18 protein-coding genes and 1 rRNA gene are annotated in these 23,470 nt (G+C 72.1%); 9 read left to right on the top strand and 10 right to left on the bottom strand.

Translation table 11 applies throughout. The features are described 5' to 3' along the window. Positions 1–43: 43 nt before the first annotated feature. Positions 44–715 carry an Rv3235 family protein gene (locus AOQ37_RS27365; RefSeq protein ID WP_062647915.1) on the top strand — a complete coding sequence of 224 codons (672 nt, stop codon included), beginning with the start codon at positions 44–46 and terminating at the stop codon, positions 713–715. Between the two features lie 130 nt (positions 716–845). On the opposite strand, the gene secA is transcribed toward AOQ37_RS27365, so the two are convergent. Then, on the bottom strand, positions 846–3,692 hold the full coding sequence (secA, locus tag AOQ37_RS27360; RefSeq protein WP_062647913.1) for a preprotein translocase subunit SecA: 2,847 nt from the start codon (positions 3,690–3,692) through the stop codon (positions 846–848). Positions 3,693–3,973: 281 nt separating this feature from the next. On the opposite strand from secA, the gene AOQ37_RS27355 reads away from it, so the two are divergent. Both AOQ37_RS27355 and AOQ37_RS27350 read left to right on the top strand, forming a co-directional pair. After that, a complete protein-coding gene (locus tag AOQ37_RS27355) occupies positions 3,974–4,561 on the top strand; it encodes a GNAT family N-acetyltransferase (protein ID WP_062647911.1) in 588 nt (195 codons plus the stop codon). Between the two features lie 183 nt (positions 4,562–4,744). Beyond that, complete coding sequence (locus AOQ37_RS27350; RefSeq protein WP_062647909.1) at positions 4,745–5,944, top strand: winged helix-turn-helix domain-containing protein; 1,200 nt, start codon at positions 4,745–4,747, stop codon at positions 5,942–5,944. 79 nt (positions 5,945–6,023) lie between these two features. On the opposite strand, the gene AOQ37_RS27345 is transcribed toward AOQ37_RS27350, so the two are convergent. From AOQ37_RS27345 to AOQ37_RS27315, 7 genes are all read right to left on the bottom strand, one after another. Beyond that, entirely contained in the window at positions 6,024–6,770 is a 747-nt protein-coding gene (locus tag AOQ37_RS27345) for a response regulator (RefSeq protein ID WP_020133042.1), read from the bottom strand. A gap of 205 nt (positions 6,771–6,975) precedes the next feature. After that, positions 6,976–7,668, bottom strand: coding sequence for a ribosome hibernation-promoting factor, HPF/YfiA family (gene hpf / locus AOQ37_RS27340; RefSeq protein WP_062647907.1), 693 nt, complete (start codon positions 7,666–7,668; stop codon positions 6,976–6,978). Positions 7,669–7,981: 313 nt separating this feature from the next. Next, positions 7,982–9,001, bottom strand: a complete 1,020-nt coding sequence (locus AOQ37_RS27335; protein ID WP_062648429.1) for a ComF family protein — start codon at positions 8,999–9,001, stop codon at positions 7,982–7,984. Positions 9,002–9,258: 257 nt separating this feature from the next. Beyond that, a complete protein-coding gene (locus tag AOQ37_RS27330) occupies positions 9,259–11,094 on the bottom strand; it encodes an LpqB family beta-propeller domain-containing protein (RefSeq protein ID WP_062647905.1) in 1,836 nt (611 codons plus the stop codon). Further along, entirely contained in the window at positions 11,084–13,279 is a 2,196-nt protein-coding gene (mtrB, locus tag AOQ37_RS27325) for an MtrAB system histidine kinase MtrB (protein WP_078890380.1), read from the bottom strand. Before mtrB ends, AOQ37_RS27330 begins: the two co-directional genes overlap by 11 nt. A 1-nt stretch (position 13,280) precedes the next feature. After that, a complete protein-coding gene (gene mtrA / locus AOQ37_RS27320) occupies positions 13,281–13,970 on the bottom strand; it encodes a two-component system response regulator MtrA (RefSeq protein ID WP_187281934.1) in 690 nt (229 codons plus the stop codon). A gap of 288 nt (positions 13,971–14,258) precedes the next feature. Beyond that, positions 14,259–14,738 (bottom strand): DUF4265 domain-containing protein, encoded by a 480-nt coding sequence (locus AOQ37_RS27315; protein ID WP_062647903.1) that lies wholly within the window; start codon positions 14,736–14,738, stop codon positions 14,259–14,261. A 230-nt stretch (positions 14,739–14,968) separates the two neighbouring features. Here AOQ37_RS27315 and AOQ37_RS27310 point away from each other — a divergent pair, with 230 nt between their 5' ends. Continuing rightward, positions 14,969–15,835 (top strand): GNAT family N-acetyltransferase, encoded by an 867-nt coding sequence (locus AOQ37_RS27310; protein ID WP_374701545.1) that lies wholly within the window; start codon positions 14,969–14,971, stop codon positions 15,833–15,835. Between the two features lie 347 nt (positions 15,836–16,182). Here the strand turns inward: AOQ37_RS27310 and mtnA are convergent, their stop codons facing one another. Continuing rightward, on the bottom strand, positions 16,183–17,334 hold the full coding sequence (gene mtnA, locus AOQ37_RS27305; protein ID WP_062647901.1) for an S-methyl-5-thioribose-1-phosphate isomerase: 1,152 nt from the start codon (positions 17,332–17,334) through the stop codon (positions 16,183–16,185). Positions 17,335–17,474: 140 nt separating this feature from the next. On the opposite strand from mtnA, the gene AOQ37_RS27300 reads away from it, so the two are divergent. The 5 genes from AOQ37_RS27300 to AOQ37_RS27280 are packed head-to-tail and all read left to right on the top strand — an operon-like array spanning position 17,475 to position 23,211. Beyond that, positions 17,475–18,866, top strand: coding sequence for a glycerophosphoryl diester phosphodiesterase membrane domain-containing protein (locus tag AOQ37_RS27300; RefSeq protein ID WP_062647899.1), 1,392 nt, complete (start codon positions 17,475–17,477; stop codon positions 18,864–18,866). Positions 18,867–18,870: 4 nt separating this feature from the next. Beyond that, complete coding sequence (locus AOQ37_RS27295; RefSeq protein ID WP_078890378.1) at positions 18,871–19,719, top strand: DUF4129 domain-containing protein; 849 nt, start codon at positions 18,871–18,873, stop codon at positions 19,717–19,719. Then, positions 19,716–20,912: a DUF4350 domain-containing protein gene (locus tag AOQ37_RS27290; RefSeq protein ID WP_062647898.1), complete on the top strand. Its 1,197-nt coding sequence runs from the start codon at positions 19,716–19,718 to the stop codon at positions 20,910–20,912. The genes AOQ37_RS27295 and AOQ37_RS27290 overlap by 4 nt, the downstream gene beginning before the upstream one ends. Then, positions 20,912–21,901 carry an AAA family ATPase gene (locus AOQ37_RS27285; RefSeq protein ID WP_107085311.1) on the top strand — a complete coding sequence of 330 codons (990 nt, stop codon included), beginning with the start codon at positions 20,912–20,914 and terminating at the stop codon, positions 21,899–21,901. Before AOQ37_RS27290 ends, AOQ37_RS27285 begins: the two co-directional genes overlap by 1 nt. Further along, the gene (locus tag AOQ37_RS27280; RefSeq protein ID WP_062647894.1) at positions 21,901–23,211 is read left to right on the top strand and encodes a DUF58 domain-containing protein; all 1,311 of its coding nucleotides are present in this window, start codon (positions 21,901–21,903) and stop codon (positions 23,209–23,211) included. Before AOQ37_RS27285 ends, AOQ37_RS27280 begins: the two co-directional genes overlap by 1 nt. 106 nt (positions 23,212–23,317) lie before the next feature. Here AOQ37_RS27280 and rrf read toward each other — a convergent pair. After that, positions 23,318–23,434: ribosomal RNA gene (gene rrf / locus AOQ37_RS27275) — 5S ribosomal RNA — on the bottom strand. Between the last annotated feature and the right edge of the window lie 36 nt (positions 23,435–23,470).

Raw genomic sequence — 23,470 nt, 5'->3', positions numbered from 1 at the left:
AGTTACCGACCGGTAGAGCCGAGCCCAGCGAACGGGGACATCCATGAACAAGGTCATGACGAGGACGCAGCGCCATTCGGGCAACCGGCCTCCCGGCCGCCACGACACCCGCCGCCCCGCGGGCGCCCCGCCCCGCACCCCGAGCGGCGGCACCCCCCGCACGGCACCCGGCGGCGGCCGCCCACCCGGTCCCCCCGGCACCGGCACCGCCGCCCCCACCCGCCCCGCCGACGGCCGTCCCGCGACCCCTCACTCCCTCACCCGCCGCCCGGCTCCCCGCCCCGACAACACGGGAACCGGTACCGGCACCGGCCCGGGCACCGGTACCGGTCCGGGAGCCGGCACGGGCACCACACCGTCCGCCCCCGCCCAGCCCCGCCCCACAGACCTCTTCGCCGACCGACTCCTCGCGGTCCTGACCGGCCGTCGCCCCGTGCACTTCATGCTCCGGCACACCCTCGGCCACGCCTACGACGACCTCGCCCACCTCGCCGAACGCGGCCCCCTGCGCACCGCCCACGGCGCCCGCGCCGTCGTCCGGGACATCGGCTACTACGTCCCCCGCCCCGGCGCCATCGAGGCCTTCGCCCGCATCGGCGCCGGCGACCGCCTGCGGGCCATGGCCTTCCGGCTGGAACTCGGCACCGACCGCCGCTGGCGCTGCACCGCCGTGGAACTCGACGGCACCCGCGGGCCCCGCCCCCAGGACGACTGAGCCGCCCCCGCACCGCCCCACGGCACGCCCCCGCACCGCCCCACGGCAAAGGGCCGGACCACCCGAAGGTGACCCGGCCCCAAGCCGCTACGCGGCCCGCGGCGCCGACGGCGCCGCGGGCACCCGTGCCCTACTTCTTGCGGCGCCGCCCGGCCTTCGCCTGCTTGCGGCGCTCCGCGCGCGTGAGGCCGTCGGCCTCGGAACGCACCGGCTCGTCCTCGTCACTGTCGAAGTCGCCCTCGATCGTGCCGCCCTCGCCGTCCACCGTCGGAGCCGAGAAGTGCAGCTGACGACGCTGCGGAGCGTCCAGACCCTTCGCCCGGATCTCCGGACGCGAACCCGCCTGCGCCGGCACCACGTCCTGCTTCTCCATGTCGACCGGCGCGGCGTCCTGCACCGGCACCTCCTCGACCTGCTGCTCGACCTGGACCTCCAGGTTGAACAGGTAGCCGACGGACTCCTCCTTGATGCCGTCCATCATCGCGGAGAACATGTCGAAGCCCTCACGCTGGTACTCGACCAGCGGGTCCTTCTGCGCCATCGCGCGCAGACCGATGCCCTCCTGGAGGTAGTCCATCTCGTAGAGGTGCTCGCGCCACTTGCGGTCCAGGACCGACAGCACGACCCGACGCTCCAGCTCGCGCATGATCTCGGAGCCGAGCTGCGACTCCCGCGACTCGTACTGCTCGCGGATGTCGTCCTTGATGGACTCGGAGATGAACTCGGCGGTCAGACCGGCCCGGTCACCGGCCGCCTCCTCCAGCTCCTCGACCGTGACCTTCACCGGGTAGAGCTGCTTGAAAGCGCCCCACAGCCGGTCCAGGTCCCAGTCCTCCGGGAAGCCCTCGGCGGTCTCCGCGCCGACGTACGCGTCGATCGTGTCGTCCATGAAGTGGTGGATCTGCTCCTGGAGGTCCTCGCCCTCCAGAACGCGGCGCCGCTCACCGTAGATGACCTCACGCTGACGGTTGAGCACCTCGTCGTACTTCAGGACGTTCTTACGCGTCTCGAAGTTCTGCTGCTCCACCTGCGACTGCGCGGACGCGATGGCCCGCGTGACCATCTTGTTCTCGATCGGCACGTCGTCCGGCACGTTCGCCATCGACATCACGCGCTCGACCATCTGCGCCTTGAACAGCCGCATCAGGTCGTCACCCAGCGACAGGTAGAAACGGGACTCGCCCGGGTCGCCCTGACGGCCGGAACGACCGCGCAGCTGGTTGTCGATACGACGCGACTCGTGCCGCTCGGTACCCAGCACGTAGAGGCCGCCCAGCTCCTTGACCTCGTCGAACTCGGCCTTGACCGCCTGCTCGGCCTTCTCCAGGGCGGCGGGCAGCGCGGCCGCCCACTCCTCGATGTGCTCCTCGGGGTCCAGGCCGCGCTGGCGCAGCTCCGCCTCCGCGAGGTCGTCGGGGTTGCCGCCGAGCTTGATGTCGGTACCACGGCCGGCCATGTTGGTCGCGACCGTCACAGCGCCCTTGCGGCCGGCCTGGGCGACGATCGACGCCTCCCGCTCGTGGTGCTTGGCGTTCAGCACCTCGTGCTGCACACCCCGCTTGGAGAGCTGCTGCGACAGGTACTCGGACTTCTCGACCGACGTCGTACCGACGAGGATCGGCTGGCCCTTCTCGTGCTTCTCGGCGATGTCGTCGACGACCGCCTCGAACTTCGCGACCTCGGTCCGGTAGATCAGGTCGGACTGGTCCTTGCGGACCATCGGCCGGTTCGTCGGGATCGGGACCACGCCGAGCTTGTAGATCTGGTGGAACTCGGCGGCCTCGGTCATCGCCGTACCGGTCATGCCGGACAGACCGGGCTCTTCCTTGCCCTCGTGGTTGTGCCGCTTGTAGAGGCGGAAGAAGTTCTGAAGGGTGATCGTGGCGAGCGTCTGGTTCTCGTCCTTGATGTCCACCCCTTCCTTCGCCTCGATCGCCTGGTGCATGCCCTCGTTGTAGCGGCGGCCCGCGAGGATACGGCCCGTGTGCTCGTCGACGATCATGACTTCGCCGTCCATGACGACGTAGTCCTTGTCCTTCTTGAAGAGCTCCTTCGCCTTGATGGCGTTGTTCAGGTAGCCCACCAGAGGGGTGTTCACCGACTCGTAGAGGTTGTCGATGCCCAGCCAGTCCTCGACCTTGCTGACACCGGCCTCGTGGATGGCGACCGTGCGCTTCTTCTCGTCGACCTCGTAGTCGCCGGTCTCCTCGATGCCCTTGAGCGGGTTGCCGGCCTCGCCCTTCTTCAGGCGCGTCACCAGCTTGGCGAAGTCGCCGTACCACTTGGTCGCCTGGTCGGCCGGACCCGAGATGATCAGCGGCGTACGCGCCTCGTCGACCAGGATGGAGTCGACCTCGTCGACGATGGCGAAGTTGTGACCCCGCTGCACCAGCTCGTCCTGCGCCCACGCCATGTTGTCGCGCAGGTAGTCGAAGCCGAACTCGTTGTTCGTGCCGTACGTGATGTCGCACGCGTACATCGCACGGCGCTGCGCCGGCGTCATGTTCGCGAGGATGCAGCCGACTTCCAGGCCCAGGAACTTGTGGACACGACCCATCATCTCGGAGTCGCGCTCGGCCAGGTAGTCGTTGACCGTGATGAGGTGGACGCCCTTGCCGGACAGCGCGTTCAGATACGCGGGCAGCGTGCCGACCAGCGTCTTGCCCTCACCGGTCTTCATCTCGGCCACATAGCCGAGGTGCAGGGCGGCACCACCCATGATCTGTACGTCGTAGTGGCGCTGGCCGAGGACACGCTTGGCGGCCTCGCGCACGGTGGCGAACGCCTCGGGCAGCAGGTCGTCCAAGCTCTCACCGTCGGCGTACCGCTGCTTGTACTCATCGGTGAGGGCCCGCAGCTCGGCGTCGGAGAGGTCGACGAAGTCCTCTTCGATGGAGTTGACCTGGTCCGCGATGCGGTGCAGCTTGCGCAGGATCTTGCCTTCGCCTGCACGCATGATCTTCGAGAGGACGGACACGGGGGTTGGTCTCCTTGCCGGTCGGGCCTGGGACGGTCGGTTTCCAATGGACTAACTGAGCAACGGCCATCGTATGCGAGGACCCCGCCACCCCGGGAGGCCTGCCGCGACGAGGACCGCACACTGCTGCGCACCTGCTCCAAAATCTTCTTCGAAGGGGACAACGGCCGGGCCCCGCCGATGGTGCCGCGTCCGCCGGACGAATTGCGCGAATTGTGATCACGCGCTCACCCACGGCAAAGGAATGGCGCCCACCGGGACACCCCGCGCAGAATCGGCCGATGGAGCCCGAGCCCGTCACCCTCACCACCCCCCGTCTCGTCCTGCGCCCCCTCGACCCGCGCGACACCGACGCCGTGTACACCGCCGCCCAGGACCCCGACATCCAGCGCTGGACCACGATCCCCTCCCCCTACCTCCCCGAGCACGCCCGCAACTTCACCGAACTGCTCGCCCCGCAGGGCTGGGCGAGCGGCTCCATGTTCACCTTCGGCGTCTTCCTCCCCGACGGCGCCCTCACCGGCGCCCTCAGCCTCACCATGCGCTCCCCGGGCACGGCCGAGGTCGGCTTCTGGGCCGCCAAGGAACACCGCGGGCACGGCTACATCACCGAGGCCACCCTCACCGCGGCCCGCTGGGCCTTCACCACCCTCCCCGTCGACCGCGTCGAATGGCGGGCCGAGATCGGCAACACCGCCTCCCGCGCGGTCGCCGAGAACGCCGGCTTCACCCTGGAGGGCACCCTCCGCTCCGCCATCGCCAACAAGGGCGTGCGCCGCGACTGCTGGCTCGCCTCCCTGCTCCCCTCGGACCTGGGCCTCCCGTCGACCGCCCCGTACCTCCCGGCACCCGACGCCACCTCCCCCTGAAGGCCGACACCCCACCCCGGCCCCACGCACCCTCCCCCCGGGCCCCGACACCCCGCCCCAGAGGCACGAACGAGGGCGCGAACGGGAAGGGGCGGCGGAGGCGGAACCCCTCACCCGCACCCCACCTCCCCCGAACCCCCAGCTCACCCCGCACTGTCAGTCCCACCCCCTATCGTGCGAGCCATGACGACCCCGCGCCCCGACACCACCCTCTCGGCAGACGAAGCCCGCCGCATCGCCCTGCGCGCACAGGGCTTCCTCGGCACACCCGACCGCAAGGCCGGCGTCCGCGGCGTCCTCCGTCACCTCGGCGCGGTCCAGCTCGACACCATCTCGGTCCTGGCCCGCTCCCACGAACTGATCCCCTACGCCCGCCTCGGAGCCGTGGGCCGCAAGACGGTCGAGGACGCGTACTGGAAACCGGAGGCCCCGGGCACCCCCGCCGCCCGCCCGCACGCCTTCGAGTACTGGTCCCACGCCGCCTGCATCCTCCCCGTCGAGGAATGGCCCCACTTCGCCTTCCGCCGCCGCGCCTACCGGGCCCGCCCGCACTGGAACCACGCGCTCCCCGACGGCACGTACGACCAGGTCATCAAGCAACTGCGCACCGAAGGCCCCCTCACGGCAACCGAGTTGGGCGGCGCGAAGAAGACCAGCGAATGGTGGGACTGGTCCGGCACCAAGGTCGCCGTGGAGCGCGCGCTGATGTACGGCGAGGTGGTCTGCGTGGAGCGCCGCGGCTGGAAGCGCGTGTACGACCTCGCCGAGCGCGCCGTACCCGCCGACCTGCTGCACGACGAACTGGACGACACCGAGTGCCTGCGCCGCCTCGTCCGCCTGGCCGGCCAGTCCCTCGGCGTGGGCACCCGCGCGGACATCGCCGACTACCACCGCCTCCGGGGCGAGCAGGTCGACACCGTGATCGCCGACTCCGGCCTGGTCCCGGTCACCGTCGAGGGCTGGGGCAAACCCGCCTGGGCCGACCCGTCGGCGCTGGCGACACCCCCGCGCGGCCGCCACCGCACCACGCTGCTGTCCCCCTTCGACTCCCTCGTCTGGGAGCGGGCGCGCACCGAGCGGATCTTCGGCTTCACGCACCGCCTGGAGGCCTACGTCCCCAAGCCGAAACGGATCCACGGCTACTTCGCGATGCCGGTCCTGGCCGGCGGCCGGCTCGTCGGCCGCGTGGACCCGGCCCGCGAGGGCCGCACCCTGATCGCCCGGCAGGTCACCCTGGACGGCCCGAAGGCGGTCCCGGCGGTGGCCCAGGCCCTGCTCGAAGCGGCGACCTGGGTGGACTGCACGGACGTACGCGTGGAGCGCGTGGACGCCCCGGACCTGCGCGAGCCCCTCGTCGGAGAACTCACCCGCGCACTGGCCTGACCCGGATCCGAGCCGCGCCCGAGCCGGGCTTCACAGCCCCGGCTCACCGGGGCACCGCGGCACCGTCTCGGCAGCAGGCTCAGCGGATCTCGAGAATCTTCTCCCGCATCGCGTACACGACCGCCTCCATCCTGGAGTGCAGCTGAAGCTTCTCCAGGATGTTGCGCACATGGTTCTTCACGGTGTTCTCGGAGATGAACAACTCCTTGGCGATGTCACGGTTGTTCATTCCCGTGGCGACCAGCTTGAGCACCTCCAGCTCCCGGTCCGTAAGCCGCGGCGCGGGCACGAGACGACGCTCGTCGGTCCGCTGGATCATCGACTTGAACTCGGTGAGGAGCTTCGACGCCATGGAGGGGCTGATCTGTGACTGCCCGTCGGCGACCGCGCGGATCGCGGTGGCGACCTCGTCCGTGGAGATCTCCTTGAGGAGATAGCCGGTCGCACCGGCCTTGATCGCCTCGTAGAGGTCGGCCTCCTCGTCACTGATCGTCAACATGATGATCTTCGCGCTGGGGGCCACCTCCTTGATGGAGGTGCACGCCTCGATACCACCGCGCTTGGGCATCCGCACGTCCATCAGCACGATGTCGGGCAGCAGGTCGGCCGCCTTGTCCACGGCCTCGGCGCCGTCCCCCGCCTCACCGACGACCTGGATGTCCTCCTCGGCCGCGAGCACGATCTCCAGTCCACGGCGGAACAGGGCGTGGTCGTCCACGACAAGGACTCTGATCGGCTCCTTGCGTGAGGTGCCCCCGTCCGGGCCCATGCCGACGACGCCGTCGTCGGCATCGTCGTCCCGCATCGGTCCGAAGCTGTCCGCCATCGTTCCTCCCCCTGAAGGCTGTGGCCGTGGTCCTGTGCCGTCGCCAACCCAAGGCAGCGGCCCACCGGTTGAGCCGCCAGGCCATGATTCCATGCCCGGACGACAACGCGGTGACAGAGCGGTGCCCGAAGGGGTCGCACACGGGTGCCCCTGGGGGCGCACACAGCGCTCCAGGGGCACACCGCTCAGCTGTCACCGGGCAGCGTCAGCCACCCAACGCCCCGCCCGCGTCGGGCGAGTGCGCCTGGGCCACCATCGGGTCGGTGTCGAGGTAGATCACGCCGTAGTCGTAGGCGTGCCGCCGGTAGACGACGCTGGGCTGCTTGGTCTCGGAGTCGACGAACAGGTAGAAGTCGTGTCCGACCAGTTCCATCTCGTAGAGGGCCTGGTCGAGGGTCATCGGAGCGGCGACGTGGGTCTTCTCGCGCACCACGAGGGGGCCGTCGCCCTGCACCTCCAGCGAGCCGATCCGCTTGGTCGGCACGCTGTCCGACTCGTCGGCGGGGACGGGACGGCCGTTGCCGTTGAGCGTCGCCACGCCCGGAACGTAGTCGGAAACCTCCGCCGCGGAGATCCTGCGGGCGCCGCGGCGCGTGTATCGCTTGTCGTGCTGCTTGCGCAGCTGGGCATCCAGCTTCTCCGCCGCCAGGTCGAGTGCCGCGTAAGCGTCGCTGGCAGCCGCCTCCGCCCGGATCACAGGGCCGCGGGACCGGAGTGTGATCTCCACCCGGTCGCACCGGTCGGCCTGTCGGGGGTTGGGCTCCTTGGACACCTCCACGTCGAGGCTGATCACCTTGCCGTCGAGCTTCTGGATCTTCTCCAGGTTCAGCTTGTCGGCCACGTGCTTGCGGAACCGCTCGGGCACCTCGGTCTTGCGGCCCTTGACGACGATGTCCACGCAGAACTCCGTTCCCGGATCACTCCGCTTCCGTGCGGAGCGTCTCCCTTTTGCACCAGGTTCCGGTGAGCACCGGAACCTCGGACTCGGTGACTTCCACCTCCTCCTCCCCCATGGGCGAGATCTACACCCCAGGTGCCGCGGAAGATTACGAAAACCGCAGCACGGCATTCGGATTTGAGAGGTGTGGCCTGCGGCTTTCCCTCACAACCGAACATATCTCGCCCGGACGGATGTCGTCACCCTCTACTGCGGCGTACCTCCGATCAGGCGAATTGGCCCTCTCATTACCTGCAACGACGCAACTTCCCGCTCAGTTCCGGTTTATTTCGAAAGAGTCCGGAGACGCGGCGACGACGGCCGCGCAGAGCACGTCACCGGCTCCGCCCGCGATCTCGAGCGACCTCGGCGGCGCACCGCCCACGTCTGCCGTGCCTTCCACACCTTCCCTGTCTTCCGCACCGTCCATGCCCTCTACGCCTGCCTCCTCGGCTCCGGACGGCTCCTTGCTGTCTTCCCGACTGATACCCACGTACCCGGCCGTCGCCCCTTCACCACACAACGCTCCCTTGACCTCCTCCCCGTACCGCCCACTCTCCCCCCGTCCCGCCCGCTCCGCCGCCGCAGCCGCCCCCGCAGCCGCCCCCACGAGCCGCACGGCCCGCGCCGCCCGGACCGCCCGCGCGGCCTCCGCCAGCGAGGCGCCCGTCGTGACCACGTCGTCCACGAGCACCACCGGCCCACCGCACAGCACCCGCGCACCCCCGGGCACCACCGTCAGCGCGCCCACCAGGTTGTCCAGCCGCCCCCGGGAGTCCAGCCCCGACTGGTCGGCCACGGCCCGCCGCTGCCGCAACACCGCGGCCACCCGCGCCGGCACCCCCGCCCGCCGCAACGCGCCGGCCGCCGCCAACGCGATCCGCCGCGCCGGATCATGCCCGCGCGCCCGGACGACGGCACGGGCGGAGGGGACGGGGACGAGCAGCAGATCGCCGCGCGGTGGGGGGCCCTCCCCCTCCCCCCACCCCACCTCCCCCACCCCCGCCCGCACAGCCCCCGCCAACGCCTCGCCCAGCGGTCGTGCCAGGGCCAGCGCGCCGCGTTCCTTGTGGGCCAGCAGCGCGGCGCGTACCTCGTCCGCGTAGCGGGCCGCCGCGTGCACGGCGGGCAGCCCCGGCGGTTCCGGCAGCGGACGGACCCGGAACGGCTCGGCCCCGCCCAGCGCCGCACGGCACTGCGGGCAGAGCACCGTGCGCGCACTTCCGCAGCCCCCGCACTCGGCGGGCAGCACCAGGCCGGCGAGTTCCTGCCACCACCTGCGAACGCCTTCCACGTCGCCTACTGTGCCGAGGACGGGAGCGACCTGGCCACCCCTGTGGAAAACCATGGGGAGCGGGCTGTGGAAAACTTTCGGGAAGGCGGCCGTAAGGCGCTCGAAGCGAGCGCGGCGCCAAAAGGAGCGGGTGAAAAGCAGCCCCCGGGAAACCCGGGGCCAAAGAGAAGAAGGCCCAGGAGTTGCCCCGGAACTCCTGGGCCCCTGCGGCCCCCCGCGTTGCGCAACCCGAGCGAATGATCACCCGCCCCCGAGGATCACCCGGGGTAGAACGTGACCGAAGCGGTCTCCTTCAGCGTCCGCCAGCCGCTTCCGCCGGGCAGCCACAGCAGCCCGTCCTTGGAGGTCGCGAAGAGCGGGATCTCGGTGTCCTCGGAGGCGGCGATGCTCGTGACCTCCGTGAGTCCGGGGAGGGTTCCCGCCTCGGGGATCGAACCGTCGCACTGCACGTACTGCACCTGCTGCACGCCCCCGGACTCGCGCCCGACGACCACGAGCCGGCTGTCCCCGGCCCAGGACATCGCGGTGACCTGTTCCAACTCCGGTGTCGCGGAACGCAGTTCCTGGAGCGACACGGACTGCTGCTCGCCGCTGCCCGGGCCTCGCTCGATCCGCCCGATGAGCAGGGACTGCTTGCCGCCCTTGTCCACGACGAGCGCGATCCGCACCCCGTCGGCCGCCACCCGTACGGCGTTGATACGGCCGTCGAGTCCCGGGGTGAGCACCTCCAGCGGCTGCCCGCCGCCCTTCTCCAGCAGGAGCAGCCGGGGAGCGGCGGGGTCGCGGTCGGCCACCCACAGGTCCCCCTGGGTGTCCCAGCTGGGGGTGGTGAGCCGGTCGGTCTCCGTCTTGCCCTTGCTCTGGAGCACGGGGTCGCCGATGGAGCTGCCGGAGACGGTGGAGGTGACGTAGAGCGTCTTGCCGTCGAGGGCGACTCCGGCGGCGCTGTGTTCGTCGCGGGCCACGGCCACCGAGCGCAGCGCCTTGGCGCCGTCCCCGAGCGCTCCGGGCACGGGTTCGGCCTTGGTGTTGCCGCTGCCGCTCGTCATCCGTTCGAGGCGGTGCTGCCCGTCGATGAAGTACAGGTAGCCGGGGTTGGTCTCGGAGCCGCGTGCGGCGACCGTCGCCGCCCGCTCCTCGGTGAGGGAGCACAGCTGGGTGCCGCCGGAGCGCAGGGCGATCTCGTCGACGGCGGGGGCCAGGCTGCGGAGGGAGAACAGCAGCTGGGCCGCCATCTCCTCGCACTTGCCCTGTCCGATGTGGGCGGCCTTGTCGTTCAGCGGCACCGTGAGTTTGTTCTGGTCGTCGGGGGTCAGAGCGGTGACGCCCTTGGGCAGCGCGGTTCCGGTGGGGAAGCTGGATCTGACGACGGGGCGGAGCCAGTTGGTGGGTCCCGTGAGGACGGAGCGCACCATCTGCGTCATCGGGTCGACGCGCTCTCGGACGTAGACGGGGTCGGCGACGGCCATCGGCTGCCGGGCGCCGTCGGCGGTGGTGTTGGAGGCGAAGTAGTACTTGTTGACGGACACGTAGTTGCGCTGGAAGTCCGACTTGCCCATGACGACGCCCTGGGGGAGGGCGTCGATGCGCCACTGCCCGTTCTTCTTGTCGCGGCTGAGGTGGACCGCCTGGCCGTACTGGCCCGAGGCGGGCGCGTACGACTGCTGTGCGTCGACGGTGGCGACCCGGGTGCCGGTCAGGGTGTACGAGTAGTCGTCGCCGTCGTCCCTGCTCCCGGTGGGCCCGGCGTCGGTCGCCGGGCCGTCCGCGAGGACCGTGGTGGACCGTTCGGGCTCCCATTTCTGGGCGGCCTTCTCGGTCAGGTACTGCCGTGCCGTCGCGTAGCCGGGGTCGTCGCTGGTGAGCGCTTCGAGGAAGCCCTGGACGATCTCCAGGGGCTGCGCGTCGTCCCGGGGCGGCATCGCGAACACCCGTACCTGGGTGTCCTGGCGGGGCGTGGACTCGACGCCGCGCAGGTCCCCGCTGTCGGGCATCGAGGCGCATCCGGCCAGCAGGACGACGCCGCAGGTGGCGTAGGCCACCGTGCGCCCCGGCGTACGCCGGGTTCCCCCCTCGCGCCACTCAGCGCCCACGAAATGCCTCCCCTTGCTCGTTCGCGCCCTCCGCCCCGGCTCTGTGCCGGTCCGAAGTCCCCCTGAGTGCCGTTTCACGCGCGTCACCCGTGCCACCGTCGTCCGGGCCGTCCGGGTCCCCTGCCCCGGCCGTGTCCGTCCGGTTCGGGCTGTCGCCGCGTACCGTCCCGCCTGTCCCCGCGCCGACGCCCGTGCTCGTTCCCGCGCCCGTCCTCGGTCCCGTGCCCGGGCTCGGGGAGGGGCGGGGCACCACGCGCGCGCCGTTGCCGGGCAGCGCCGTCGGGTCGGCCGTGGCCGCGCCGGCCGTCCGGGGCGTGAGCGTGCTCCGTGCGGCCGACTGCTGTTCGCCGACGGGCTGTACCGGCACCGTCGCGCTCTTCTGGCCGCCGCCGCGCGGCAGGCCGGCGTCGTCGAGGTCTCCCCGGTTGCGGCGGGAGTCCTTGGGCTCGAGCGGTATCGGTGAGCCCCGCAGCGGCTCGTCGGCGGTCCTCGGCAGCGTCAGCCGGAACTGCGAGCCGCCACCGGGCTCTCCCCAGGCCTGGAGCCAGCCGCCGTGCAGCCGGGCGTCCTCCAGGGCGATGGACAGCCCCAGACCGGTACCGCCGGTGGTACGCGCGCGTGCCGGGTCGGCGCGCCAGAACCGGCTGAAGACGCGGGTGGCCTCGCCGGGCTTGAGGCCGACGCCGTAGTCGCGCACGGCGATCGCGACGGCCCCGCCCGCGGCGGCCAGTTTGACGATGACGTCCTTGCCCTCGCCGTGCTCCACGGCGTTGACCACCAGGTTCCGCAGCACCCGCTCCACCCGCCGGGCGTCGGCCTCGGCGACGACGGGCTGCTGGTCGCCGATGACGCGGACGGTCGTCCCCTTGCGTTCGGCGAGCGGCGCCGCCCCGCTGACGACCCGCCGGACGACCTCCCTGAGGTCGATCGGCTCGGCCTCGAGGGCGGCGGCGCCGGCGTCGAAGCGGCTGATCTCCAGCAGGTCGGCGAGGAGTGTCTCGAAACGGTCGAGCTGGTCGGCGAGGAGTTCGGCGGACCGCGCGGTGACGGGGTCGAAGTCGACCCGGGCGTCGTGGATGACGTCGGCGGCCATGCGTACGGTCGTCAGCGGTGTCCGCAGTTCGTGCGAGACGTCGGACACGAACCGCCGCTGCATCCGTGACAGGTCCTCCAGTTGCTGGATCTTCAGCTGGAGGTTCTGGGCCATCTTGTTGAAGGCCTCGCCGAGGCGGGCGATGTCGTCCTCACCGGTGACCTTCATCCGTTCCTGGAGGCGCCCGGCGGAGAGCCGCTCGGCGATGCCCGCGGCCATCCGCACCGGCGTGACCACCTGGCGCACCACGAGCCAGGCGATGGCTCCGAGGAGTACGACGACGAAAAGCCCGGCGGTCGCCAGCGTCCCCTTGACCAGGCTCAGCGACTTCTCCTCCTGGGTGAGCGGGAAGAGGTAGTACAGCTCGTACGGGTCGCCGTTGGGGTCGTTGACCTGCTTGCCGATGACCAGGGCCGGCTGGGATTCCTTGTCGCTGAGATAGATGATCCGCGAGTAGCTCTGGGCGGCGCCGGTGCTGCTGTTGACCTGCTCGCGCAGCTTCTCCGGGACGCTCTTGTCGGGGTCGACGAAGCCGGAGGCGCGCGGCCCGCGGGCGACGCCGCTGACGTCGCCGGGGGGCAGGGTGACCACGTCGAAGGCGCCCTGGCCACCACTGGACAGCGACAGCACGAGCTCGCTCATCCATTCGATGACGTTCTGCGAGGCGCCGCCGTCGGCCGGGGTCCCGTCGTCGGCGGACGCGCCGGCGGCCTCGTCGGCCTTCTGCTTGGCGACGGCGAACCCACCGGTGGCCTGGCTCTGGGACGCCTTCACCTTGGCGTCCAGCAGCCCGTTGCGCACCTGTCCGATGACGACGAAGCCGAGCAGCAGGACGACGCCCAGCGACATCAGCAGCGTCGTGGCGACGACCTTGAGCTGGATGTTGCGCCGCCACAGCCGCATGACGGGCAGCAGCGGCCGGCGCACCCAGCGCAGCAGCAGCCTCAGGACGGGGCTGCCCTGCACCCCGCCGTGCAGCAGCCCGCCTGCGAGGAGGCGTGCGAAGCGTGAACCCGGCGTCCTACGGCCGACAGGCCGCTCCGGACGGGCCCCGGAGCGTCCGGGGGCCGAAGCGGCACTGTCTCCGGACATGTCAGCTCGGTCCTGCCTTGTATCCGACACCACGGACGGTCACCACGATCTCCGGCCGCTCGGGGTCCTTCTCGACCTTGGAGCGCAGCCGCTGGACGTGCACGTTCACCAGGCGGGTGTCGGCGGCGTGCCGGTATCCCCACACCTGTTCCAGGAGCACCTCGCGGGTGAACACCTGCCAGGGCTTGCGCGCCAGCGCGACCAGCAGGTCGAACTCCAGCGGCGTCAGCGCGATCGACTGGCCCTCCCGCTTCACGGAGTGACCGGCCACGTCGATGACGAGGTCGCCTATGGCGAGCTGTTCCGGTGCCGGCTCCTCGGAGCGCCGCAGGCGCGCCCGGATGCGGGCGACCAGCTCCTTCGGCTTGAACGGCTTCACGATGTAGTCGTCGGCGCCGGACTCCAGCCCGACGACGACGTCGACGGTGTCGCTCTTCGCCGTGAGCATCACGATCGGCACCCCGGACTCCGCCCTGATCAGGCGGCACACCTCGATGCCGTCACGGCCGGGCAGCATCAGGTCCAGCAGCACCAGGTCGGGCTTCGCCTCCCGGAAAGCGGCCAGCGCCTTGTCACCGTCGGCGACGAAAGACGGTTCAAAACCTTCACCACGCAGCACAATGCCGAGCATCTCGGCCAGTGCGGTGTCGTCGTCGACGACAAGGACTCGTCCCTTCATAAACGACATCATCCCATTCTCATAACAGTGAAGGTGGCGCAGGTGAGAAGGCTCACCGGCCAGTGACGATAGTCGTACGGGGCGGTCACTGTCTGCCCCGGTTCCGCCGCCGTCGATGTCGGCACCGGTGTCGGACGGTCACGAGAAGCGACTCGTCGCCCGGGCGCCGTGACGCAGAGGAATCGCCTGCCGTCGTCGCGTGACGAGGAGAGATCCGGCTGCCTCCTCATCAGGTCGTGCTCGCGGGCTGTCGGCAGCACCGGTCGCACCGGTCGGCTCGCGCCGAGCCTCGGCTTCCTGTCACCGGTTCAGCGGCTCTCCGTCCGGTCCGAACACGTTGCCGAAACCCCACTCGACCCGCACGCTCACGCCTGCCGCCCACGTTCGCATCACGGCCTCGACGGCGGGGAACCCGACGGCGGCCGGCACCGTCACGACGATGAACCGCCGGTCGGCAGGCGCCTCCACCAGGCCGCCCAGCGAGGCGAAGGCATCGGTCAGGGATTCCAGTGCCCCGGCGTCGAAGGGCGGCTCGCCGAATGCCTGGACGCAGAAGTTCGGGCCTCGTCGCTCCACCCGGAAGCACCCGTCGGCGTCGATCTCCAGCAGGTCCCCGGCCGCGCAGCCCTCGACCATGCCCGGGCTGCCCGTCAGTTCGTACCGGCCGGGACCGACAGCCAGGGCAGGCAGCGTCTCGAACACCGGCTTCCCGGAACCGCCGAACCCGACGCGCAGCGCCACGTGGCAGTGATGGGAGGACTCCGAACTCTCGATGCTCATCCCGGCATCGTCGCAAAAGCGCTCCGCGCCGAGAAACCCGGCCTCCTTCACCCGGCCGGCACCGCGGGTGCTCCCAGCGGCCCGACAGGGCGGGACCGGCGCGGGTGCGGGCGGCGTCAGGGGCGGGACCGGCGCAGGCGCAGGTGGCGTCAGGGGTAGGACCGCGCGCAGGTGCGGGCGGCGGTCCCGGCGGGAAATCCCGGTGCGGCGCGGCACCGTCCAATGGTGGGATGCGCCGCATGAGCGACCCGTTGCGCGACCGCATCGAGCGGTACTACGCCACCGTGCCCCTGCTGTTCGCCGACGCCGAGGACTTCGGCTCCCTGCGCCTGTTCGTACGCAAGGAGCCCGGCGCCCCGTACTACGGCGGCCCCAGCCACGCCCAGCCCACCGGCGCGGCTTCGGTGGACGCCGCCGACATCGCCCGGGTGCGTGCCCGGCAGCGGGAGCTCGGCGTGCCACAGGCGTTCGAATGGCTGGCCGAGTCGGCACCCGCGCTCCGCGCCGAGATCGAGGCCGCCGGGCTCCTGGTGCTGCGCCGCCCGCTGATGGTGCTGCCGCCCCCGCACCCGCTGCCTCCGCAACCCCTGCCGGACGGCGTGACCCTGCGCGCGCTGACCGCGGACGACCCCGCGCTGCCCGCGGCCCTCGCCCTCCCGCGGCTGGCTTTCGCCGAGGAGTCCCCAGCCGGGGAGACCGGCGCCGCCGCACACCCGTCGGACCGCGCACGGTTGTCGAGGCTCGCCGAGGCGCTGACCGCGGACGGCACGGTGGCCGCCGTCCGCCCCACGATCCGCGCCGGACACAAGACCCTCGTCGCCGCCCTCGCCCCGGACGGCACCCCGCTGGCCACCGGCCACTACCACCCGTCGAACGCCACCACGGAGATCGGTGGGATCGGGACCCTCCCCTCCGCCCGCCGTCAGGGCCTGGCCGCCGCGGTGACGGCGGGCCTGGTCGCCCATGCCCGCGCCCACGGCGTCGAGACGGTCTTCCTCGCCTACGCGCGGGAATCCGTCGCCCGCCTCTACGCCCGCCTGGGCTTCCGCCCCACCGCCACGACCCTCCTGATCGCCGACCAGCCCGCCCGCTCATAGACCCCGGGCCGCCCCGCACGCCGAGCGCGCCCGAAAACCACCAGGACACCAAGGAACGCCCGGACGGCCACGAACACACCCAGGACGCCAGACGGGCCGCCGGACGCCCGGGCCGGCCCGACCGCCCGACGACCCGACGACCCGACCGCCCGACGACCCGACCGCCCGATGATGCACCGCCGACCGGCAACCAACGACCAGCAGCCGAAGGCCGACAGCCGACAGCCGATGACCAACCGCCGTACAAGCACCGGACGCTCAGCAACCATCAGCCACCCAGCGACCACCGCCGCTCAGCGCCCACCAGCCGCCCAGCGACCACCGGCCGCCCTGCAACCGCCGGACGGTCAAAGTGCCGCCCCCGCCTCCCCCCGGCGCGCCCCGCCGCACAGCTCGGCGAGCGCGTCGGCCGTCACCGGCGACACCACACCCTCCTCCGTGACGATCGCCGTCACCAGCTCGGGCGGTGTCACGTCGAACGCGGGGTTGTACGCCTGGGTCCCCAGCGGCGCCACCGGAATCCCGCCGCCCGCTCCCGTCACCGGCGCCTGGGCCACCATGGCCTCCGTCACCTCGAACCCGGGGCGCTGCTCCACCTCGATGGACGTCCCGTCCGGTGTCTCCAGGTCCACCGTCGTCACCGGCGCCACCACGATGAACGGCACATGGTGGTACCGCGCCAGCACGGCGAGCGGATAGCTCCCCACCTTGTTGGCCACCGACCCGTCGGCCGCGATGCGATCCGCCCCGATCAGCACGGCGTCCACCTCGCCCGCCGCGAAGAGCGAACCCGCCGCGTTGTCCGTCAGCAGGGTGTAGGCCATGCCGTTGCGGGCCGCCTCGTACGCCGTGAGGCGGGCGCCCTGGAGCAGCGGACGGGTCTCGTCCACCCACAGTCGGCGAAGCCGGCCCACCCGGTGCGCCGCGAGCGCCACCGCGAACGCCGTCCCCTCCCCGCCCGACACCAGCGCACCGGTGTTGCAGTGCGTGAGGACTCGATGTCCGCCGCCCGGCAGCAGCTCGTCGAGGAGCGCCAGCCCGTGCCCGGCCATCCGGACGCTGGCGTCGGCGTCCTCCCGGTGGAGCTGCCGCGCGGCCACGAGCGCGGCCCGCGCGCCCTGCGCCGGATCGCCGGTCTCGGCGAGCCCGGCCTGGTACGCGGCGAGCGCCCGGCGCACGCCGACGGACAGGTTCACCGCGGTGGGCCGGGCATTCGACAGCGCGTCCGCGGCCTCGTCCACGCCGAAGCCGCGTGCGGCGGCGAGCGCGACGCCGTACGCCCCGGCGATCCCGAGCAGCGGCGCCCCGCGCACGGCCAGCGATCGGATCGCCTCGACCAGCACGGACGCGTCCGTACACACCAGTTCGACTTCTTCGGCCGGCAGTCTCGTCTGGTCGAGGAGCACCAGTACGGGACCTTCGGGCAACTCCTCCCAACGGATCGCCGGTATCTCGGCCGGCCGCTTGTCCTCGCCGGATTGCGCGTACTGATCAGCCATGCGGTCAGTCTGCCCCCGATCCGGCGGAGAATTGAAGGTGTGCAGCCCCTACCTCGGCCGGTCGACCGAAGGGCACCCCATGGCACGATGGCTCCCAACCTGCCGCCGCGACCGCGGACGGGCACCGTGAAGGAGCGACGATGAAAGACACTCCGGGCTGGGCCTCGCCCGGATCCGCCCCGTCCGACGGACAGGAGCCCGGCGCGTCCCACCCCGCCGAGCCCACGGACCGCCCCGCCGACGCACCCCCCGCGGACCAGCCGGGCACGCATCCGGAGCGCCCCGGCGCGAAGTGGTCCAAGGAGCAGCCGCCGCCCGGCGCCGGCCAGTGGTCCGCGCCCGCGGGCCCCACGGACCAGAGCCGCGACCCGGGTCAGACCCCGCCGCCCCCGCCGCCTCCGCCGCCCGGCTCCGGCTGGGGCAGTTACCCGCCCGCGGGACCCGGCGGCGGCTACCCCGGCGGCCCGGCAGGCCCCGGGCAGGGCGGCTACGGCGGCTACGGCGCCCCCGGCTGGGGTGCGGGCTGGGGCGGCCCGCCGCCCGCGGCGAAGCCCGGCGTGATCCCGCTGCGCCCGCTCGCCGTAGGTGAGATCCTCGACGGCGCCGTCACCACGATGCGCACCTACTGGCGCACGGTCCTCGGCATCTCCCTGACCGTCGCCGTCATCACCCAGGTCTTCGTCGTCCTGTTGCAGGGTCTCGTCCTCGACGCCACCACGGACACCACCGCGCTCGGCGACCCGAGCGCCACCGCCGACGAGCAGCTCAACGCCATGGGCGACGCCATGCGCGCCTCCGGCCCCGTCCTCCTCATCACCCTCATCGGCACCATCACGGCGACCGCCCTCCTCACCGCCGTCACCAGCCGGGCGGTGCTCGGCAAACCGGTCACCCTCGGCGAGGCCTGGCGCGACGCCCGCCCCCAGGTCCTCAAGCTGTTCGGCCTGATCTTCCTGCTGATGTTCGCCGCCGCCGCCACCGTCCTCGTGTGCCTGCTGCCGGGCATCCTGGTGAGCGCCGCCGGGAACTCCGACGCGGGGGCCGCGCTCAAGGCCTTCGGCATCCTCGGCTCGATCGTCCTGGTGCTGGGGGTGCTGATCCGCTTCTCCCTCGCCTCGCCCGCGCTGATGCTGGAGAAGCAGAGCATCAAGAAGGCCCTGGGCCGTTCCGCGAAGCTCACCCGCGGCTCCTGGTGGCGCGTCTTCGGCATCCAGCTGCTGGCCCTGATCATCGCGAACGTCGTCGCGATGATCGTCGTCGTCCCGTTCGCCCTCCTCGGCGCCGCCCTGAGCGACGGGGGCGTCAGCGGCATGGTCGACGCGAGCAGCGACTACGGCTGGACCTACCTGATCGTCAGCGGCATCGGTTCGGTCATCGGCTCCATGATCACCTTCCCCATCTCGGCAGGCGTCACCGTGCTCCTCTACGTCGACCAGCGCATCCGCCGCGAAGCGCTCGACCTCGACCTGGCCCGCGCCGCGGGCCTCCAGGGCTACGGCACCACCACCCCCGGCACCACCCCGGGGAGTTGATGCGGTGAGCCCGGCGGGGGGAGTTCTCACAGCGGTACCGCTCCCGGGCACCCGGCCCGTCGGGGCACCGCTGACCGGCATCACAGACGCGGCCCCGGCCGCCCTGTCCCGCGTCGCCGACGGGGCCGTGGCCGCCCTGCTGCGGGCGGGCGACGCGGCCCTGCGGGCCCTGCCGGCCCGCTCGGACGACACCCCGCCGCTCACCGTCCCGCGCGACCCCGCGCGGGAGGCCGCCCGCCGTGAACTGTCCAAGGACCTGTACCACCAGAACGACCCCGGCCTGTTCCAGCGCGCCCTGGACACCCTCTGGGACTGGATCGGCGACCTGTTCGACACCGCCTCGACCGCCACCCCCCGCGGCACCCTCGGCCTGGTGGTCGTCGTCCTGGCCGTCGCAGCCGTCGTCGGCGCCCTGTGGTGGCGCCTGGGCTCCCCGCGCCGCCGTCCCACCTCCCCCGCCTCCCTCTTCGACGACCGCCCCCGCAGCGCCGCCGAACACCGCGCGGCCGCCGAGGCACACGCCGCCCAGGGCCACTGGAACCAGGCCGTCCAGGAACGCATGCGCGCCATGGTCCGCTCCCTCGAGGAACGCGCCCTCCTCGACATCCGCCCCGGCCGCACGGCCGACGAGGCCGCCGCCGACGCCGGCCGCACCCTGCCCGACCACACCGACCGGCTCCGCGCCGCCGCCCGCGACTTCGACGACGTGACATACGGCGGCCGCAGCGCCACCCGCCAGTCGTACGCAGGCATGGCCGAACTCGACCTCGACCTCGAACGCACCAAGCCCCGACTGACGACGAGCAGCACCCACGCCACGGCCCCCACCGCCCACCGGGGAGCCGCCGGATGACGACCGAGGCCACCCTCCCGTCCACGTCGGCCTCGCCCACCGCCCTGCGGCTGTGGACCCGCGCGCGCGGCATCACCCTCGCCCTCGTCCTGCTCCTCGCAGGAGCCGTCACCCTCGCCGCACTCCGGTCCGACGCCCGCCACGGCGCCCTCGACCCGCGCTCCGCCGACCCCTACGGAAGCCGCGCGGTCGCCCAACTCCTCGCCGCCCGCGGCGTCTCCACCCGCGTGGTGACCACCCTGGCCGAGGCCCGCGCCGCGGCCCGCCCCGACACCACACTCCTCGTCGCCGCCCCCGACCTCCTGGCGGAACGTCAACAGCGGGACCTCCATGCGGCGATCGCCGGCTCGGGCGGCCGCACCCTCCTCGTCGCCCCCGGCGGCTGGTCCGTGGAGACCCTCGCCCCCGGCGTGACCGCGGACCCCGCCACCAGCCGCGGCTCCGCGCTCTCCCCCGACTGCGCGCTGCCCGCCGCCCGCCGCGCCGGCACCGCCGAGACCGGCGGCATCCGTTACACCACCCGCCACCCCGACGCCGACCGGTGCTACCCCAGCGAACGCCTCGCCACCCTGCTGCGCGTCCCGGACGCCTCCGGCGACGGCGACACCGTCGTCCTCGGCGCGCCCGACATCCTCTACAACAACCGCCTCGACGAACAGGGCAACGCCTCGCTCGCCCTCCAACTCCTCGGCTCCCGCAGCCATCTGGTCTGGTACCTCCCCTCGCTCTCCGACACCGCCGCCACCGACCCGGACGACGAGAAAAGCCTCTTCGACCTGCTCCCCTCCGGCTGGCTCTGGGGCACACTCCAGCTGTTCGTCGCGGCAGCCCTCGCCGCCCTCTGGCGGGCACGCCGACTCGGCCCCCTCGTGCCCGAGAAACTCCCCGTGGCGATCCGCGCCTCCGAAACCGTCGAAGGCCGCGCCCGCCTCTACCGCAAAGCCAACGCCCGCGACCGCGCGGCCACCGCTCTTCGCTCCACCACCCGCACCCGCCTCGCCCCTCTCCTCGGCCTCCCCGCCACCCAGGCGCACACGCCCGAGGCACTCGTCCCCGCCCTGTCCGCCCACCTCCACGGCGACGGACAGCCCCTGCACTTCCTCCTCTTCGGCCCACCACCATCCGACGACGCGGCCCTCATCGCGCTCGCCGACCAACTCGACGCCCTCGAAAGAGAGGTACGCCGTCCATGATGGACCCGACCACTGACAACGCCGGGAACACCGGGGACGCGGGCCGCGCCCGCGCCTCCCTGGAAGCCCTGCGCGCCGAGATCTCCAAGGCCGTGGTCGGCCAGGACCCCGCCGTGACGGGCCTCGTCGTCGCCCTCCTGTGCCGCGGGCACGTCCTCCTGGAAGGCGTCCCCGGAGTGGCCAAGACCCTGCTCGTCCGCGCCCTCGCCTCCGCCCTCGAACTCGACACCAAACGCGTCCAGTTCACCCCCGACCTCATGCCGAGCGACATCACCGGCTCCCTGGTCTACGACACCCGCACCGCCGAGTTCTCCTTCCAGCCCGGCCCCGTCTTCACCCACCTCCTCCTCGCCGACGAGATCAACCGCACCCCGCCGAAAACCCAGTCGTCCCTCCTCGAAGCGATGGAGGAACGCCAGGTCACCGTCGACGGCACCCCGCGCCCCCTCCCCGACCCCTTCCTGGTCGCGGCGACCCAGAACCCCGTCGAGTACGAGGGCACCTACCCCCTCCCCGAAGCCCAACTGGACCGCTTCCTCCTCAAACTTACGATCCCGCTCCCCTCCCGACAGGAGGAGATCGACGTCCTCACCCGCCACGCCGAGGGCTTCAACCCCCGCGACCTCCGCGCCGCCGGCGTACGCCCCGTCGCGGGACCGGCCGACCTCGAAGCGGCCCGCGCCGCCGTCGCCAAGACGACGATCTCCCCCGAGATCACCGCCTACGTCGTCGACATCTGCCGCGCCACCCGCGAGTCCCCGTCCCTCACCCTCGGCGTGTCACCCCGGGGCGCTACGGCCCTCCTCGCCACCGCCCGCGCCTGGGCCTGGCTCACCGGCCGCGACTACGTCATCCCCGACGACGTCAAAGCCCTCGCCCTCCCCACCCTCCGCCACCGCGTGCAACTCCGTCCGGAAGCCGAGATGGAAGGCGTGACGGCCGACTCCGTCATCACCGCGATCCTCACCCACGTCCCCGTACCCCGCTGATGGCGCTCACCGGACGCACCGCACTCCTCGCGGCCCTCGGCGCCCTCCCCGTCGGCATCTGGGACGCCGGCTGGACAGGCATGCTCGCCGTCAACGCCCCCCTGGCCGTCGCCTGCGCCTGCGACTTCGCCCTGGCCGCCCCCGTACGCCGACTGGGCCTGACCCGCTCCGGCGACACCACCGCCCGCCTCGGCGACCCGGCCGACGTCACCCTCACCCTCACCAACCCCTCCCGCCGCCCCCTGCGCGCCCACCTCCGCGACGCCTGGCCCCCCAGCAGCTGGCAACCGGGAACGGAGACGGCAGCATCCCGCCACCGCCTGACGGTCCCGCCCGGCGAACGCCGCCGCATCACCACCCGCCTACACCCCACCCGCCGCGGCGACCACCGGTCCGACCGCGTCACGATCCGCTCCTACGGCCCCTTAGGCCTCTTCTTCCGCCAGGGCACCCACAAGGTCCCCTGGACCGTACGCGCCCTCCCCCCGTTCACCAGCCGCAAGCACCTCCCCTCGAAACTGGCCCGCCTGCGCGAACTGGACGGCCGCACCAGCGTCCTCACCCGCGGCGAAGGCACCGAGTTCGACAGCCTGCGCGAATACGTCCCCGGCGACGACACCCGCTCCATCGACTGGCGCGCCACCGCCCGCCACGCATCCGTGGCCGTCCGTACTTGGCGCCCCGAACGCGACCGCCACATCCTGCTCGTCCTCGACACCGGCCGCACCTCCGCGGGACGGGTCGGCGACGCCCCCCGTCTGGACGCCTCCCTGGACGCGGCACTCCTCCTCGCCGCCCTGGCATCCCGCGCCGGCGACCGGGTCGACCTCCTCGCCTACGACCGCCGCGTACGGGCCCTCGTCCAGGGCAGGACTGCCCGCAACGTCCTCCCGTCCCTGGTCGACGCCATGGCCACCCTCGAACCCGAACTGGTCGAAACGGACTCCCGAGGCCTCACCGCGACAGCCCTGCGTACGGCGCCCCGCCGTTCCCTCATCGTCCTGATGACCACACTGGACGCGGCCCCGGTCGAGGAAGGCCTCCTCCCCGTCCTCCCCCAGCTCACCCGACGCCATACGGTTTTGGTGGCATCGGTCGCCGATCCCCACATCGCCCATATGGCCACCTCCCGCGGCGACGCCGAGGCCGTTTTCGACGCGGCGGCGGCAGCCCAAGCCCAGACAGAACGCCGGCACACAGCCGACCAACTCCGCCGACACGGCGTCACCGTCGTCGACGCGACCCCGGACCAACTGGCCCCCGCACTCGCAGACGCCTACCTGGCCCTGAAAGCAGCAGGACGCCTGTAAAGAAAGTGGGCTCTGCCGAAACAGAGCCCACTCGATCAAAACGCTCGTGCCCCTGAAACGCAGAAAACCCCCGCACCGTGAGGTGCGGGGGTTTCCCGTAATATTTGTTCGGCGGTGTCCTACTCTCCCACAGGGTCCCCCCTGCAGTACCATCGGCGCTGTAAGGCTTAGCTTCCGGGTTCGGAATGTAACCGGGCGTTTCCCTCACGCTATGACCACCGAAACACTATGAAACTGTCCAGCCGCACCATGTGTGGCA

The sequence above is a fragment of the Streptomyces maremycinicus genome, from assembly GCF_001184025.1.
Taxonomy (GTDB): Bacteria; Actinomycetota; Actinomycetes; order Streptomycetales; family Streptomycetaceae; genus Streptomyces; species Streptomyces maremycinicus.
This window is presented reverse-complemented; position numbering and strand designations above follow the sequence as displayed.

Coding starts and splice junctions, on each gene's coding strand:
- AOQ37_RS27365 (WP_062647915.1), top strand. CDS start 44: ATGAACAAGGTCATGACGAGGACGCAGCGCCATTCGGGCAACCGGCCT.
- AOQ37_RS27355 (WP_062647911.1), top strand. CDS start 3,974: ATGGAGCCCGAGCCCGTCACCCTCACCACCCCCCGTCTCGTCCTGCGC.
- AOQ37_RS27350 (WP_062647909.1), top strand. CDS start 4,745: ATGACGACCCCGCGCCCCGACACCACCCTCTCGGCAGACGAAGCCCGC.
- AOQ37_RS27345 (WP_020133042.1), bottom strand. CDS start 6,770: ATGGCGGACAGCTTCGGACCGATGCGGGACGACGATGCCGACGACGGC.
- mtrB (WP_078890380.1), bottom strand. CDS start 13,279: ATGTCCGGAGACAGTGCCGCTTCGGCCCCCGGACGCTCCGGGGCCCGT.
- mtrA (WP_187281934.1), bottom strand. CDS start 13,970: ATGATGTCGTTTATGAAGGGACGAGTCCTTGTCGTCGACGACGACACC.
- AOQ37_RS27315 (WP_062647903.1), bottom strand. CDS start 14,738: ATGAGCATCGAGAGTTCGGAGTCCTCCCATCACTGCCACGTGGCGCTG.
- AOQ37_RS27310 (WP_374701545.1), top strand. CDS start 14,969: ATGCGCCGCATGAGCGACCCGTTGCGCGACCGCATCGAGCGGTACTAC.
- mtnA (WP_062647901.1), bottom strand. CDS start 17,334: ATGGCTGATCAGTACGCGCAATCCGGCGAGGACAAGCGGCCGGCCGAG.
- AOQ37_RS27300 (WP_062647899.1), top strand. CDS start 17,475: ATGAAAGACACTCCGGGCTGGGCCTCGCCCGGATCCGCCCCGTCCGAC.
- AOQ37_RS27290 (WP_062647898.1), top strand. CDS start 19,716: ATGACGACCGAGGCCACCCTCCCGTCCACGTCGGCCTCGCCCACCGCC.
- AOQ37_RS27285 (WP_107085311.1), top strand. CDS start 20,912: ATGGACCCGACCACTGACAACGCCGGGAACACCGGGGACGCGGGCCGC.
- AOQ37_RS27280 (WP_062647894.1), top strand. CDS start 21,901: ATGGCGCTCACCGGACGCACCGCACTCCTCGCGGCCCTCGGCGCCCTC.